At 41.3% G+C, this 15450-nt stretch carries 13 protein-coding genes; 8 read left to right on the top strand and 5 right to left on the bottom strand.

Features of this window, described 5'->3' with window-relative positions:
• A partial coding sequence (locus tag H5202_RS10110; RefSeq protein WP_182771966.1) for an EAL domain-containing protein occupies positions 1-427 on the top strand: 427 nt, incomplete at its 5' end.
• A 208-nt stretch (positions 428-635) separates the two neighbouring features.
• Here the strand turns inward: H5202_RS10110 and H5202_RS10105 are convergent.
• The gene (locus H5202_RS10105) at positions 636-1127 is read right to left on the bottom strand and encodes a YchJ family protein (RefSeq protein ID WP_182771965.1); all 492 of its coding nucleotides are present in this window, start codon (positions 1125-1127) and stop codon (positions 636-638) included.
• Entirely contained in the window at positions 1117-1719 is a 603-nt protein-coding gene (locus H5202_RS10100) for a YybH family protein (RefSeq protein ID WP_259397265.1), read from the bottom strand. The genes H5202_RS10105 and H5202_RS10100 overlap by 11 nt, the downstream gene beginning before the upstream one ends.
• Positions 1720-1843: 124 nt before the next feature.
• Between H5202_RS10100 and smrA the strand changes: the two genes are divergently transcribed.
• Positions 1844-2446 (top strand): DNA endonuclease SmrA, encoded by a 603-nt coding sequence (gene smrA / locus H5202_RS10095; RefSeq protein WP_182771964.1) that lies wholly within the window; start codon positions 1844-1846, stop codon positions 2444-2446.
• Positions 2447-2656: 210 nt separating this feature from the next.
• Here the strand turns inward: smrA and H5202_RS10090 are convergent, their stop codons facing one another.
• Positions 2657-4498, bottom strand: a complete 1842-nt coding sequence (locus tag H5202_RS10090) for a M2 family metallopeptidase (RefSeq protein WP_182771963.1) — start codon at positions 4496-4498, stop codon at positions 2657-2659.
• A 195-nt stretch (positions 4499-4693) separates the two neighbouring features.
• On the opposite strand from H5202_RS10090, the gene H5202_RS10085 reads away from it, so the two are divergent.
• On the top strand, positions 4694-5335 hold the full coding sequence (locus tag H5202_RS10085) for a TetR/AcrR family transcriptional regulator (RefSeq protein ID WP_059744853.1): 642 nt from the start codon (positions 4694-4696) through the stop codon (positions 5333-5335).
• 11 nt (positions 5336-5346) lie between these two features.
• The gene (locus tag H5202_RS10080; RefSeq protein ID WP_182771962.1) at positions 5347-7623 is read left to right on the top strand and encodes an acyl-CoA dehydrogenase; all 2277 of its coding nucleotides are present in this window, start codon (positions 5347-5349) and stop codon (positions 7621-7623) included.
• Between the two features lie 276 nt (positions 7624-7899).
• Here H5202_RS10080 and pyk read toward each other — a convergent pair whose 3' ends face one another.
• Together pyk and H5202_RS10070 are read right to left on the bottom strand one after the other, a co-directional pair.
• Entirely contained in the window at positions 7900-9339 is a 1440-nt protein-coding gene (gene pyk / locus H5202_RS10075; protein ID WP_182771961.1) for a pyruvate kinase, read from the bottom strand.
• 425 nt (positions 9340-9764) lie between these two features.
• A complete protein-coding gene (locus H5202_RS10070) occupies positions 9765-10619 on the bottom strand; it encodes a MurR/RpiR family transcriptional regulator (RefSeq protein ID WP_011637353.1) in 855 nt (284 codons plus the stop codon).
• Positions 10620-10956: 337 nt separating this feature from the next.
• On the opposite strand from H5202_RS10070, the gene zwf reads away from it, so the two are divergent.
• The 4 genes from zwf to eda form a co-directional block, all read left to right on the top strand.
• On the top strand, positions 10957-12426 hold the full coding sequence (gene zwf, locus H5202_RS10065; protein WP_182771960.1) for a glucose-6-phosphate dehydrogenase: 1470 nt from the start codon (positions 10957-10959) through the stop codon (positions 12424-12426).
• A gap of 9 nt (positions 12427-12435) precedes the next feature.
• A complete protein-coding gene (gene pgl / locus H5202_RS10060; RefSeq protein WP_182771959.1) occupies positions 12436-13134 on the top strand; it encodes a 6-phosphogluconolactonase in 699 nt (232 codons plus the stop codon).
• An 11-nt stretch (positions 13135-13145) separates the two neighbouring features.
• Complete coding sequence (gene edd / locus H5202_RS10055; RefSeq protein WP_182771958.1) at positions 13146-14972, top strand: phosphogluconate dehydratase; 1827 nt, start codon at positions 13146-13148, stop codon at positions 14970-14972.
• A gap of 21 nt (positions 14973-14993) precedes the next feature.
• Positions 14994-15450, top strand: a 457-nt coding sequence (gene eda / locus H5202_RS10050; RefSeq protein ID WP_182771957.1) for a bifunctional 4-hydroxy-2-oxoglutarate aldolase/2-dehydro-3-deoxy-phosphogluconate aldolase, incomplete at its 3' end; no start/stop codon positions are given.

Here is a 15450-nt window from a genome sequence, read left to right as displayed (position 1 = left end):
CCTCGAAATCACTGAAACTGAACTCATGGGTGACATTCGCTATGCTATCAATCTATGCCATGAGTTGGCAGAGTTAGGCGTCGGCTTAGCGATTGATGACTTTGGGACGGGTTACAGTTCAATGAAGTACTTAAAACAATTCCCGATATCTAAATTAAAAATTGACCGCTCGTTTATCATGGATATCTCTTCTAGTCATGAAAGTCGTGAGATTGTCAGTGCGATCATTGCAATGGCAAAAGCACTGAATATTTCGTTAACTGCTGAAGGGGTAGAAACAAAAGAACAGGAGGAGTTTTTAACATTGAGTGCTTGCCATCATGCTCAAGGATTTTTGTATAGCCCGGCAATGCGTGTTAATGATTTTGCTTTGTTTATTAATACCCATGAGGCTAAACCGCAAAAGTTAGTATTAATGACTGATTGATTGGGTTGAACAATAATATTTAATTAGCCCTACTAATAGGCTTTTACTCATCTCGAGTAAAATTTTGCTATTAAATATAAGTTGTTGTTTCGAATATTTCACTGCTTCGAATATACAATCGTGGATTAAACGATTGCTCAGCACTGACAGAGCCACTTCGCGCCGACACTTATCATTAATAAGATGAGTTAAACATTGTTAACTGATGTTAACTCATTCTCTTAGCACAACATTGTTTAAACTTTTTTCCGCTGTAACAGATACAAGTATCATTTCTGCCGGGTAAACGAGTTTGCATTTGCTGTCCATCGGTGTAAAACCATAAGCCATCTTTTTTGATAAATGACGAACATTCATAAATTGCATCAATATGTTTATCTTCGATATACCACGCTTTAAATGTTACTTCGCCAGTTTCAGATTGTTGTTTCGATGATAATACCTGTAACCCTAACCACTGAGTTTCACCTTGGGCAAGTTGTTGTTCAGTTAAACCGTTTAAATAGTCTGGATGATGCGTTGTTATCAAGTAGTTAAATTGACGTAATACAAAGGCACTGTAGCGGGAGCGCATTAATCGATCTGGAGTGTCTGCCACAGCACGACCAGCATGATAGGGCTCGCAGCACTGGTCGTAGGGCAGGTTAATGCCACACAGGCAATGTGGCTGTGTTATCGTGGAAAAATCATTATTGTTCATTGGGTTTTTCTTTTGACGTAGCAGCGATAAATTGTCGACCATAATATAGATTAGGTACTGGTTTAGCATCATAGTAAAAATGCGGTGCAGCGTGAGTATTAGAGTCGACACTAATTTTCCAATGCTGCTTACTGTCTTTGGTAAAAACAGTCACAAATTTACCCGCAAACTCACTGACCGGCTCGCCTGATTCTTTACCTGGGTGAAAACGGACTAAGTAATAACCTATGTCAGTTGCGCTATTTTGTTCGTTGTAACGTACAAGTACACGAAAATCCACTTCAAGCTTGGCATTTTTATGCTTAATTTTATTAAAAAAACGGCTGTAAAGATTGAGTATGCTTTCTTTACCGCTAATGATCCCTCTATCTTGTGTTTCTGAAATATACACGGCATCGTCTGTGTATATCTGTTCTATAGCGGCTAAATCGAGTTGTTCCAAAGCGTTAGTCAATTTTGTAAAATTAGCATTCAAAGTTTGGTGGGGGATCGTCTCAGCGCCATAAACATTCAAAGTGCTTACGCATAGACTCACAGCAAGTAACAATAAAGATAGCCATGGCGTATTCAAAATGGTCAATATTCTTTTCAAGGAATGATTCTCTTTTTATCTAATGTAAATCAATAATGGCAAGCGATACCGTTAACATAACTATAAATTATTCATCGACTTTGCTAAAGGATTGAATCTTTACAAAGTATGTAGGAGGTGAGATATGTCATTAAGTGATGACGAATTATTTTTACAAGAAATGGCCGATGTGACCCCTCTAAAGTTTGAACATCAACCAACACCAGCCCAAGTTTGGCTTAATCCATTAAGTTTAACAGATGCACAACTTGCAAAGCGAGCGGCTGCTGAGCAACATGAGTTGTTACAATTATTACCAATAGAGCCTTTTTTGTTTACACCACTTAAACCGGATGACGTGGTGAGTTATAAAATGGATGGCATTCAAGACGAAGTCTTTAGACTACTCAGGCTTGGAAAGTACCGTGTTCATACAGTGCTAGACTTACATGAATATCGACTTGTACAGGCTCGTGATAGCTTGGTTAATTGTGTGTTGAGCGCTTATGAGCGTGGCGAACGTAATATACTTGTTATTCATGGTAAGGGGTATAAAAGTAAACCTTATCCAGCGTTGATGAAATCCGCAGTTTGTCATTGGTTACAATTTATTGATCAGGTGGTCGCATACCATTCAGCTACTAAGCAAAGTGGTGGGGTCGGCGCTGTCTTTGTGATGCTAAAAAAATCACAGCAAAAAAGAATTGAAAATAGTGAATTAAACAGAAAAGGTCACGGTTTTAGGTAGGTTTGAAGTTGATTGATTATTGGTATAAATAAAAGTGGCGCCAATTTATTTTGGCACCAATAGTATGAGTGAATTAATTTGATAATAAAGCGCTGTTTTTGAGTGACCATTTTTTTAATCGGCCACTCAATAACCCTTAGCAATTATTGAAGTAACCGATTGTGGTAATCCTTTAGTGCCGATCATTAGTACCATTGGTCATCGCTAGCGTTACCAGCCACACTGGCGATTAGCTTGGGTATTTTGCTCATCTAACCACACTTGCAATGGTGCAAAGTAATCTAATACTGCCTTGGCATCCATTTTATCAGACCCTGTCACAACACTCAGTGCTTCCGGCCAAGGTTTGCTGGCGCCCATTTCGAGCATTTCATTCAACTTAGCCCCAGCTTCTTTATTTCCATAAATGCTACAGCGATGAACTGGGCCGGTGTCTCCTGCAATATCACACAGTGCTTTGTGGAATTGGAACTGCAACACATGTGCTAAGAAATAACGTGTATAAGGAACATTGCCTGGTACATGGTATTTAGCACCAGGATCAAAATCGGATTCTGTACGTTCAATTGGCGCTTTAACACCTTGGTATTTTTCGCGTAAGTCCCACCAAGCTTGATTATATTGATCAGGTTTAATGGTGCCGTTAAATACTTGCCAGCGCCATTGGTCAATCATTAAACCAAAAGGCATAAAGGCAATTTTATCTAATGCTTGTTTTAACAATAAACCAATGTCTTTTGATGCATCAGGTACAGTTTCGAGTAATCCGATTTTTTGTAAATATTTAGGTGTAATTGATAACGCAATGGTGTCACCAATGGCTTCATGGAAACCATCGTTGGCAGAGTTTTTAAAGATAAACGGCTGATTTTTATAAGCGCGTTGATAGAAGTTATGGCCTAATTCGTGATGAATGACGGTAAAGTCTTCAGCGTTTTTCTGGATACACATTTTTATGCGGATATCATCCAGATTATCTAAGTCCCACGCAGATGCATGACACACTACATCACGGTCTTGCGGTTGAACAAACATTGAGCGAGTCCAAAACGATTCTGGCAGCTCGCCAAAGCCAAGTGAAGTGAAGAAACCTTCAGCTTGTTTGACCATTTTAATTTCGTCATAGCCATTTTTAGCTAACAGTTCGGTAACGTTGTATCCGGGATCAGCATCTTTAGGCGCTACGCTGTTATAAATCGTGCCCCATTGCTGAGCCCACATGTTGCCCAATAAATGTGCAGGGATAGGGCCTGTTTTAGGCGCAACATCGTCACCGTATTGTTGATTGAGTTCACCACGCACATAACAATGTAAAGAATCATATAAAGGCTTAATCTGTGCCCATAGGCGGTCTAATTCGGCCGAAAATGCTTCTGGCTCCATGTCATACTGACTACGCCATAATTCAGATAGATCTGCGTAACCTAAATCTTGTGCGCCTTGATTGGCTAGTTCGACTTCACGTTCAAATAATGGACGCATTGGTTTGGAGATTTCTCGCCAACCTTGCCAAGCTTCCAAAAGTACTGCAGGGTCTTTCGACTCTGCCATTATATTCGATAGCTCAGGTTGAGTTAAACAGCGACCATCAGCAAAACAATATTTTCCTTTACCATATAGACCGTTCAATTCAGATGCGATACTCGCAAGTTCTGCATTTTTAGCGGGATCTAAAGGGGCGGGTAAAACAAGGCTACTGCGTAAGCTGTTAAGTTTTCTGGCATTTATAGCATCAAGTTCTACATGGGCATATTTAGCGGCTTCTGTTGCATAACGCACAGACGTAGAGGTGACCTTTTCACCCATTGCGGCAGATAACGCCGCGGTATCATCTGTGATGAAGTTGGAATAAATCCATTCTGCTCGGTTGGCTTCAATTGATAAATTGGCTAGATCGGCTTCAGCTCTATTTACAAAATCAATTGCAGCAGCGGTATCTATTTTTTCACTAGCCACCTGTGTGGTAGCGGCTGTGTCGCTACAGGCACTTAATCCTAAAGCTAATGAGACAATTAGTGCAATTTGAGACGGTCGTTTTAAAGGCAAGTTCATATTGGTTGCATCCTTGTTTTTATTATCGGCGTCAGTGTACCGAAAAATAGCAATCATTGCATATAAGTTAACAATCTGCTGCAGTTGTTACGATTTCTGTTGTCTAGATTAATAAAGAAAGCTGACAATTTCGATTGACATCTGTACGCTCAATGATTAATTTAAACAGGTGTTTAAATTAATTTGGGTCTGGGAATGGCAAGCCGTACTGATACAAAAACAAGAATACTCGATGCAGCTGAAAAGTTGTTCGCTGAAAGAGGTTTTTCTGAAACGTCGTTACGACTGATTACCAGCAAAGCTGAAGTCAATTTGGCATCTGTCAATTACCATTTTGGTTCGAAAAAAGAATTAATTCGTGCTGTATTAGCAAGATACTTAGATGTGTTCATGCCAAGTGCCGCTATAGAGATTAAACGTATACATCATGCACCTGAAAATGCGTCACTTAACGAGATTTTTTCTGCTTTAATTAAACCGTTACTTGAACTTAATAAAGTACGCAACGGTGGTACGATTATTTTCTTGCAGTTGTTAGGTCGTGGTTATATTGAGAGTCAGGGTCATTTACGTTGGTTTATCACTACGCATTATGGTGAACATTTAGCGACGTTTGTACAAGCTGTATCAGCAAGTGCACCACATATTCCTGCAGCAGAAATGTTTTGGCGTTTGCATTTCACTTTAGGAACTATAGTGTTTACCATGGCTTCAGCAGATGCATTAAATGAAATTGCCGCCGCAGATTATGGCGAGCATAACAATATTGAAGCTATTATCCGTAAAGTTATCCCCTACATGGCAGCAGGCGTTGCTGTTCCTGTGTTAACAAACTAAGAAGGTATAAAATGAGTATCGTCATATTGCTAGTGATAGCGATCATTGTCCTCTTTGGCGTACGAAATATCAGGATGCAATTTATCACGCGTCCAGTTTTTTCGTTTTTCAAAAAAGTATTGCCTCCTTTATCGAGTACCGAGAAAGAAGCAATGGAAGCGGGTGATGTTTGGTGGGAAGGTGAGTTATTCCGCGGAAAACCAAACTGGAATACCTTACATAGCTATGGTAAACCAACCTTAAGTGCTGAAGAACAGGATTTTATTAATAATCAAGTTCAAACCGCATTAACCATGATCGACGATTTTGATATCGTCCATAATCGTAAAGATCTCCCTCCGGAGTTATGGCAATATTTTAAAGAACAAGGTTTCTTTGCTTTAATCATTCCTAAAAAGTACGGTGGACGCGAGTTTTCAGCTTATGCAAACTCAACAATTGTAGCCAAAATTGCCACGCGTAGTGTCAGTGCAGCCGTGACTGTAATGGTACCTAACTCTTTAGGCCCTGGTGAGTTGTTGACACATTACGGTACTCAAGAGCAAAAGGAGCGTTGGTTACCTTCGCTTGCTGTTGGTAAAGACATTCCCTGTTTTGCGCTTACAGGCCCAGAAGCGGGCAGTGACGCTGGTGCAATACCCGATATCGGTGTTGTTTGCCTGCGCGAATTTGAAGGCGAAGAGACATTAGGCTTAAGCCTAACGTGGAACAAACGCTATATTACCTTAGCGCCAGTTGCTACTGTACTCGGTTTAGCGTTCCAAATGCGCGATCCAGACGGTTTACTCGGTGACGTTAAAAACATTGGCATAACGTGCGCGTTGATCCCAACTGACCATAAAGGTGTTGAGATTGGTCGTCGTCATAACCCATTAATGATGGCGTTTATGAACGGTACAACAAGTGGTGAAGATGTATTTATTCCATTAGATTGGATTATTGGTGGCCCACAGTTTGCCGGTAAAGGCTGGCGTATGCTGGTTGAATGTTTGTCTGCTGGACGTGGTATTTCATTACCTGCTCTGGCAACCGCTTCGGGCCATGTGTGTACCAAAACGACCACAGCCTACAGTTATGTTCGTCAGCAGTTTGGTATGCCTATTGGTCTGTTTGAAGGTGTACAAGAAGCGATGGCGCGTATTATCGCCAATACTTACCAGCTTGAAGCTGCACGTCGCTTAACCACGCAAGGTATCGACCTAAAAGTTAAACCTTCTGTGGTTACTGCAATTGCAAAATACCACATGACAGAGCTAGGTCGTGATGTGTTAGAAGATGCGATGGACATTCAGTCAGGTAAAGGTATTCAGCTAGGACCTAAAAACTATTTAGGTCATGCTTATATGGCAACACCTATTTCAATTACCGTTGAAGGTGCAAACATCCTCACTCGTTCATTGATGATTTTTGGTCAAGGTGCAACCCGTTGTCATCCATATGTTTTGGCTGAAATGGAAGCCGCTGCAATGGAAGATGAAACTTCTGCATTAGATCGTTTCGATTCACTGTTACTTGGCCATATTGGCTATGCGATGGGTAATGCATTACGTTCATTTGGTAGTGCATTAACTGGCAGCAGATTTGCTAGTGCACCAGTGAGTGGACCAACACAGCAATATTATCGTGACATGACGCGTATTTCGTCATCACTTGCCATCATGACTGATTTATCGATGTTAATTTTGGGTGGGGATCTTAAGCGTAAAGAAATGATATCTGCACGTATGGGTGATGTACTAAGTCAATTATACCTTGCATCTGCAACTTTGAAACTGTTTGAAGACAATGGTCGTCAGCAAGATGATTTGCCAGCAGTGCATTATGTGATGACTGAACGTTTACATTTAGCGGCTAAAGCGCTTAATGACGCGATTCGTAATTTCCCGAGTAAAATCGCTGCTGTATTACTACGAGTGTTGATTTTCCCATTAGGTAACCACTTCAATGCACCAAGTGATAAATATGCAGTTGATTTAGTCAAAGGTATGCTTAAACCAGGACCTGCTCGTGACCGCATTACTTTCCTTTGTGGAGAGTTTGAAGGTGACACTAGCGGTATTGCTGAAGTTGAAAGTGCGTTCTTAGCTAAATATGCAGCGAAAGATTTGTATAAGAAGCTTAAGAAAGCACAACGCAGCGGCCATATAAAATCTAAACTTCCTATGCTTGAGTTATTCGACGTGGCATTAGAAAAAGACATTATTACTGAAGCTGAACATAAACAGCTTGTTGAAGCAGACGTATTACGTCTAGCTGCTATCAACGTGAATGACTTTGAAGAACTATAAGCTCAGTTGATTACCTTGATGTAAATCGTTGATGCAAATTGGCCCTGACTCTGTCGGGGCTTTTTTTATCCATCACCTTATGGTTAGGCGAGTAAGCTGACGAATGATTAAGCGGATAAGCAGGGTACTGTAACAGCTTTAAAGGTCACTTTATTTCGGTATATCGTTAGTGTTCAAAATAACCAATAAAAAAGCCAATCCGAAGATTGGCTTTATCGTTAACGAGATTATCACTGGATGTACGTTAGTGAATGTTGCTCGTTATGTTCGGCTTATTTAAGCAACGATCAACACTTTACACGTGTTAGTGCCACCGATGGTTTCCATCGCGTCACCTTTAGTCATCAGTACCATATCACCACTGACTAAGTAACCTCGGTTAACCATGCAATTTAATGCTTCTTTAGCTAGCTCATCAGCAGGGTACGCAGTTGAGTCAAACTCAATTGGTTGTACACCACGGTACATTGCCATGCTGGCTAATGTTTTTTGATGACGAGATAAAGCAAAAATCGGCAAACCAGAACTGATACGAGACATTAACTTAGCTGTCGCGCCTGATTCGGTTAACGAAATAATTGCTTTAACGCCAGGTAAATGGTTAGCCGCATACATGGTTGAAAGCGCAATCGTTTCTTCAACAGAAGAGAAGCGTTGATCCATGCGGTGCTTAGACACATTCACACTCGGGTGTAATTCTGCACCTAAACAAACGTTAGCCATAGCCAAAACAGTTTCTTCAGGGAAGTCACCAGCAGCAGTTTCAGCTGAAAGCATTACTGCATCAGTACCGTCTAGCACTGCGTTAGCTACGTCCATGACTTCTGCACGTGTTGGCATTGGGCTAGTAATCATCGACTCCATCATCTGGGTCGCAGTGATCACCGCTTTGTTTAGTTGGCGAGAACGTTCGATTAGGCGCTTTTGAACAGCAACAAGTGCAGCATCGCCAATTTCAACACCCAAATCACCACGAGCAACCATGACTACGTCTGATGCACGGATAACATCATCCATCGCTTCATCGCTTTCAACTGCTTCAGCACGTTCAACTTTAGCAACGATTAGCGCTTTACTGCCTGCTTCAAGTGCTAATGCACGAGCTAAATCAAGATCTGCACCAGTACGTGGAAACGATACTGCTAAATAATCTACATCAATCAACGCAGCAGTTTTAATATCTGCCATGTCTTTTTCAGTTAAGGCCGGAGCAGTTAAGCCGCCGCCTTTCTTATTGATGCCTTTGTTATTTGATAACGGGCCAGCTACGGTGACGGTAGTGAAGACTTTATTGCCTTCTACTCGTTCAACTTTTAACTGCACTCGACCATCATCAAGCATTAATATATCGCCAATGACAACATCATTAGGCAATTGCTTGTAATCAATACCCACTTGAGTTTCGTCGCCTTCGCCTTTTGCTAAGTCAGCATCAAGAATGAAAGTATCGCCCAAGTTAAGTTTGATTTTTTTGTTGTCTTTGAAAGTAGACACACGAATTTTAGGGCCTTGTAAGTCACCTAAAATAGCGACGTGTTTGCCCAATTCTTTCGCGATTCTACGAGTATCGGTAGCACGCTTTAGATGATCTTCAGGTGTACCATGTGAGAAGTTAAGTCTAACAACGTTAGCTCCTGCTGCGATAATTTTACGTAAATTGTCATCGCGGTCAGTTGCTGGCCCAAGTGTAGTAACGATTTTAGTTCTGCGGAACATAAGATACTCCGTTAATGATAAGAAAGATTTTTTGTTAAATTGAATTCGGTTATTTAAAGCACTTAAACAATCTTAGCACTTAAATGATGCAACTATATTAACAGACATTCTGAGAAAATGTAGTAAAGTTACCAACAAAATGATCGTTTTTAATATGTAATTTATGTGACATATTAGCGATTTTTACAATAAAAAAGGCCAAACAGACTAAACCGTTTGGCCTTATGAACAATATTTGGTGGTAGACGAAAATATTTTAAGCGATTAAACATAACTAAATTGTGTAATTATTTACCAGTAATCTTGAAAGCATCATGCAAAACCAACAGGTATTAGAGTATAAACTCTATGCATTTACAGTCTCAAACGAGCAATTTCATAAGTTAAATAAGCCATAAAATATGTTTATTTCACCCGCCATCAATTTAGATGGTCAAATCCTTGTTCACACGAGATTCTTTCAACACTTCTTTTACTCGTTTTAAATTATCACGGAAACGAGGGCCTCGGCGTAAAGTAAAACCTGTCGCTAATACATCTATGGTAACCAATTGCGCCAAGCGCGATGCCATCGGTAAATACATGTCGGTGTCTTCGGGCACTTCCATGGTTACAGGCAATGTACACTCATAAGACAATGGTGAGTTACGAGCAGTAATGCCAATCACTGCAGCGCCGTTTTCACGCGCAATACGGGCTATTTCTATCAGTGATTTAGTCCGGCCTGTATGCGAAATCAATACCACTACGTCGCCTTCATTACAGTTGATACAGCTCATACGCTGCATTAACACGTCATCGAAACATATCACTGGCACATTAAAACGGAAGAACTTGTTTTGTGCATCGTGGGCTACAGACGCTGATGCACCTAAGCCGAAAAACGAAATAGTCTTAGCTTGAGTGAGAATATCTACTGCTTTATTTATCGCAGATGTATCTAAACTTTGACGAGCAGTATCTAGCGATGCCATTGAAGATTCGAAGATTTTTGTTGTGTATGACTCTGGTGTGTCATCTTCTTCAACGTGTCGACTAACATAAGGTGTACCGTTAGCAAGACTTTGAGCCAAATGTAACTTAAAATCAGGGAACCCCTTTGTGTCTAATCGACGACAAAATCGGTTAACCGTTGGTTCACTTACATCAGCCATTTTGGCTAATGTGGCAATACTTGAATGTATAGCTGTTTGCGGTGAGGCTAATATGACTTCGGCAACTTTACGTTCCGATTTACTAAATTGGGTAAGGCTTTTTTGAACCTTTTCAAGGGTATTCATAAGCAAGCATCCGCTAAAAAGTAGCTAAAAGTAGGTAATGTAATTTTATATCATAACTTACAGGAATTACGTGATTTAAGTTATTTATTTACCTTTAACTGTAATCTGTAGTTATATTTCAAGACATAGATCACGGTCGAATGGTTCTCAAGCCTTGTAATTGGTAGAAAATCATAGCAGATAATAGATACACATGACTAGATTAACAACAATAGAATAAATGCAAATTAAAGATGCAATATTCAAATTCTGTTGTTATATTACAACAAAAGTGTGCTTTTATTCATCGACCGAATTAGAACATGACACACACATATCATTAGGAGAGCTTTCAGCAATGGGCAAATCAATTGGAGCCAAGGCTTGCGACTTCGTACTTTTCGGTACAAAAGGCGATTTGGCAAGGCGTAAATTATTACCTTCTCTATATCAGCTAGACAAAGCAGAATTACTTGATAAAGAAACCAAGGTAATCGGTGTAGCAAAAGACGCATTCACTCAAGAAGAGTTTGTCGCCCTCGTTACTAAAGCACTAAATACATTTGTTAAAGATGAACTTTGCCCAACCACGTTAGCGCGCTTCCTCAGTCGTTGTCATTATATCGGTACCAATTTTACAGAACCTGAAGGTTACAGTGCCTTCCACGATTTACTTGAACCAAGTAAACGCGTCATGGTGAACTACTTCGCTACACCTCCTTCAATTTTCGGTGCCATCTGTCGTTGTTTACATGAACAAGACCTTATTCAGTCAGATACTCGTGTCGTGTTAGAAAAGCCTATTGGTACCGATTTAGAATCATCGCATGTAATTAACGATCAAGTAGCCGAGTTCTTTAATGAGAACCAGGTTTACCGTATCGATCATTACTTAGGTAAAGAAACAGTGCAAAACTTGATTGCATTGCGTTTTGCTAACTCATTGTTTGCCTCTAAGTGGGATAACCGTACGATTGACCATGTCCAGATTACCGTAGCTGAAGAAGTGGGTATTGAAGGGCGTTGGGGCTACTTTGATGGCGCAGGTCAAATGCGTGACATGATCCAAAACCATTTATTACAAGTGTTAACTTTGGTTGCGATGGATCCTCCAGTCAATTTAGACGCTGACAGTATTCGTGATGAAAAAGTGAAAGTACTCAAGTCACTGCGTCCAATTAACCAAGACAATGTGTATGAAAATACCGTTCGAGGTCAATACAGTGCTGGTTTCTTAAAAGGCTCGCCTGTTCCTGGTTATCTCGAAGAAGAAGATGCCAATACCCAATCGAACACAGAAACCTTTGTGGCACTTCGTGTTGATATTGACAATTGGCGTTGGGCAGGTGTGCCATTCTATTTACGTAGTGGTAAGCGTATGCCGTTCAAGAGCAGCGAAATTGTGGTGTATTTTAAAAACCCACCGCATAACTTGTACCGTGCAAGCTTGCGTAATCTGCCACCAAACAAATTGACCATCCGCTTGCAACCTCATGAAGGGGTTGAAATTCAGATGATGAACAAAGTTCCTGGTCTTGAGCAAAAGCAACGTCTACAAACGACCAAGCTTGACTTAAGTTTCAGTGACACTTTTAAAAACGAGCGTATTGCAGATGCATATGAACGTTTGTTATTAGAAGCCATGCTCGGTAATCAAGCGCTGTTTGTGCGTCGTGATGAAGTTGAACAAGCGTGGAAATGGGTCGATGGCATCATTCAGTCTTGGGAACAAAGTGGCGAAAGACCTAAGCCTTATCCTTGTGGTACATGGGGACCTGTGGCATCGGTTGCATTGATAACCAAAGATGGCCGTTCTTGGGACGAGTAGGGAGCTTACATGATCAAAGATACTGTATTTAAATCGTTCGACACACCAGCTGATTTAGAAGCTAAATTAGCCGACAAAATTGCGAAGCAATTACAGGATGCTGTCGACACGCGTGGCAAAGCCAGTTTGGTGGTGTCGGGCGGTTCAACACCGTTGAAATTATTTGAGCTATTAAGTCATAAGCTCGTCGACTGGAGTGATGTATATATCACTTTGGCAGACGAACGTTGGGTTGGTGCTGATGAAAAAGATTCAAACGAAAGATTGGTTCGCAAGCATTTATTGCAAAACCGCGCTGCCAGTGGAAAATTTCGTGGTTTAAAAAATATGTTCGCAACCCCTGAAGCCGGTTGCGATATGACCAGCGAATCATTGGCTAATTTCCCACGTCCTTTTGATGTGGTGATATTGGGAATGGGTACAGATGGACATACTTGTTCGTGGTTCCCTTGCAGCGCAGAACTTGATAATGCATTAACCACTAAGGCTTTGTGTGTTGCGGTCAATCCGACTACGGCTCCACATGCACGTATCACTTTGTCTAAAGATGCCATTTTAAATAGTCGTCAGATTTATTTGCATCTGGTCGGAGAATCAAAATTAACTGTATATCATCAAGCTCTTGAGAATGATGATGTTACCCAAATGCCCATTAGAGCCGTATTAGCGCAGCGTAAAACGCCCGTTGATGTGTTCTATAGCGCGTAAGGAGTTTTACCATGCACTCAGTAGTACAAGCCGTCACCGATAGAATTATTGCACGCAGCAAACAGTCTCGTTCAACGTATTTAACGGCGTTAATCGATGCCAAAGCAAAAGGTGTTCATCGTAGCGCCCTGAGTTGTGGCAATTTAGCTCATGGATTCGCAGCCTGTCAGCCAGCCGACAAAGACTCTTTACGTCAATTAACCAAAGCAAATATTGGTATCGTAACCGCATTTAACGACATGTTGTCAGCGCATCAACCATATGAAACCTATCCGAATATGCTTAAACAAGCGTGCATGGATGTGGGCAGTGTTGCGCAGGTTGCCGCTGGTGTTCCTGCTATGTGTGATGGTGTGACCCAAGGTCAGCCAGGTATGGAGCTAAGTTTACTGAGCCGAGAAGTCATTGCAATGTCTACTGCGATAGGCTTATCGCACAATATGTTCGATGGTGCCTTGCTGCTGGGTATTTGTGACAAAATCGTGCCGGGTTTATTAATTGGCGCGCTAAGTTTTGGTCATTTACCGATGCTATTTGTGCCTGCAGGGCCAATGAAATCAGGTATTCCGAATAAAGAAAAAGCGCGTGTTCGTCAGTTATTTGCTCAAGGGCAAGTTGACCGAGCTGCACTGCTTGAAGCTGAAGCTAAGTCGTATCATAGTGCCGGCACTTGTACTTTCTATGGTACTGCTAACTCTAACCAGTTAATGCTTGAAATCATGGGCTTACAATTACCAGGTTCATCGTTTGTTAATCCTGACGATCCGTTACGTGATGAATTAAGCAAAATGGCCGCTAAACAAGTTTGTCGTTTAACGTCTATGGGCACTCAATATACACCTATTGGTGAAGTGGTATCTGAAAAGTCAGTCGTTAACGGCATTGTGGGTATTCTTGCCACTGGCGGTTCTACCAACCTAACTATGCATATAGTCGCTACAGCTCGTGCTGCAGGCATTATTGTTAATTGGGACGACTTTTCTGATTTATCAGATTCAGTACCATTGTTAGCTCGCGTATATCCAAATGGACATGCTGATATTAATCACTTCCACGCAGCAGGCGGCATGGCATTATTGATTAAAGAGTTACTTGATGGTGGTTTATTGCATGAAGATGTTAATACCGTTGCCGGCTATGGATTACGTCGTTATACCCAAGAACCGCGTTTACTTGATGGCGAACTTAAATGGGTTGACGGTGTAACAGAAAGCTTAGATAAAGAAGTATTAACCCACCTCGCGACGCCGTTCCAAAGCAATGGCGGCTTGAAATTATTGAAAGGTAATTTAGGACGTGCGGTGATTAAAGTGTCTGCTGTACCTGATGCTAATCGTGTGATTGAAGGTCCTGCGATTGTGATTGATGATCAAAATAAACTCGATGCACTATTTCAGGCTGGTGAGCTTGACAGAGATTGTGTGGTGGTTGTTAGAGGTCAAGGTCCTAAAGCTAACGGTATGCCTGAGCTTCATAAGCTCACACCCTATTTAGGTACCTTACAAGATAAAGGTTTTAAAGTTGCGCTGGTCACCGATGGCCGTATGTCTGGAGCCTCTGGTAAGGTTCCTGCCGCAATTCATTTAACCCCAGAAGCACTTGATGGTGGTCTGATAGCCAAAGTTGAAAACGGCGATGTCATTCGTGTTGATGCGACAACGGGCGAGTTAACCCTGTTTGTTGACGAGAAAACACTTGCAAGCCGAACAGCAGGTAAAGTGGATTTACATCATTCAAGTTATGGCATGGGCCGTGAATTGTTTGGCGCGCTTCGTAATAGTTTAAGCAGCCCTGAAACAGGTGCTCGCAGTACTAACGCTATTGATGAATTATATTAAAAATAAAAGGAAGTCGGTAATATGATTGAGCCTAATAACTGGTTGCTTCAACCGCATGACGTGTTTAAACGCAGCCCGGTAGTTCCGGTCATGGTCATTAATAAAATTGAGCATGCTGTGCCTTTAGCAAAAGCCTTAGTGGCTGGCGGAATTAGTGTTTTAGAAGTTACTTTACGTACTCCTTGTGCTTTAGAAGCGATTGCTAAAATTGCTAAAGAAGTGCCTGAAGCGTTGGTAGGTGCAGGGACTATTTTAAACGAAACCCAGTTACAACAAGCTATTGATGCGGGTTCGCAGTTTATTATTACCCCAGGTGCAACTGTTGATCTATTAAAAGCAGCCAAGAAAGGTACCGTGCCATTGATTCCTGGTGTGGCAAGTATTTCAGAGATCATGGTGGGTATGGAGTTGGGATACACTCACTTCAAGTTTTTCCCAGCAGAAGCTTCTGGTGGCGTCAATGCACTGAAATCATTCT

It is taken from the genome of Shewanella sp. SG41-4 (assembly GCF_014164505.1).
In the GTDB taxonomy this organism is placed as follows: domain Bacteria; phylum Pseudomonadota; class Gammaproteobacteria; order Enterobacterales; family Shewanellaceae; genus Shewanella.
This window is presented reverse-complemented; position numbering and strand designations above follow the sequence as displayed.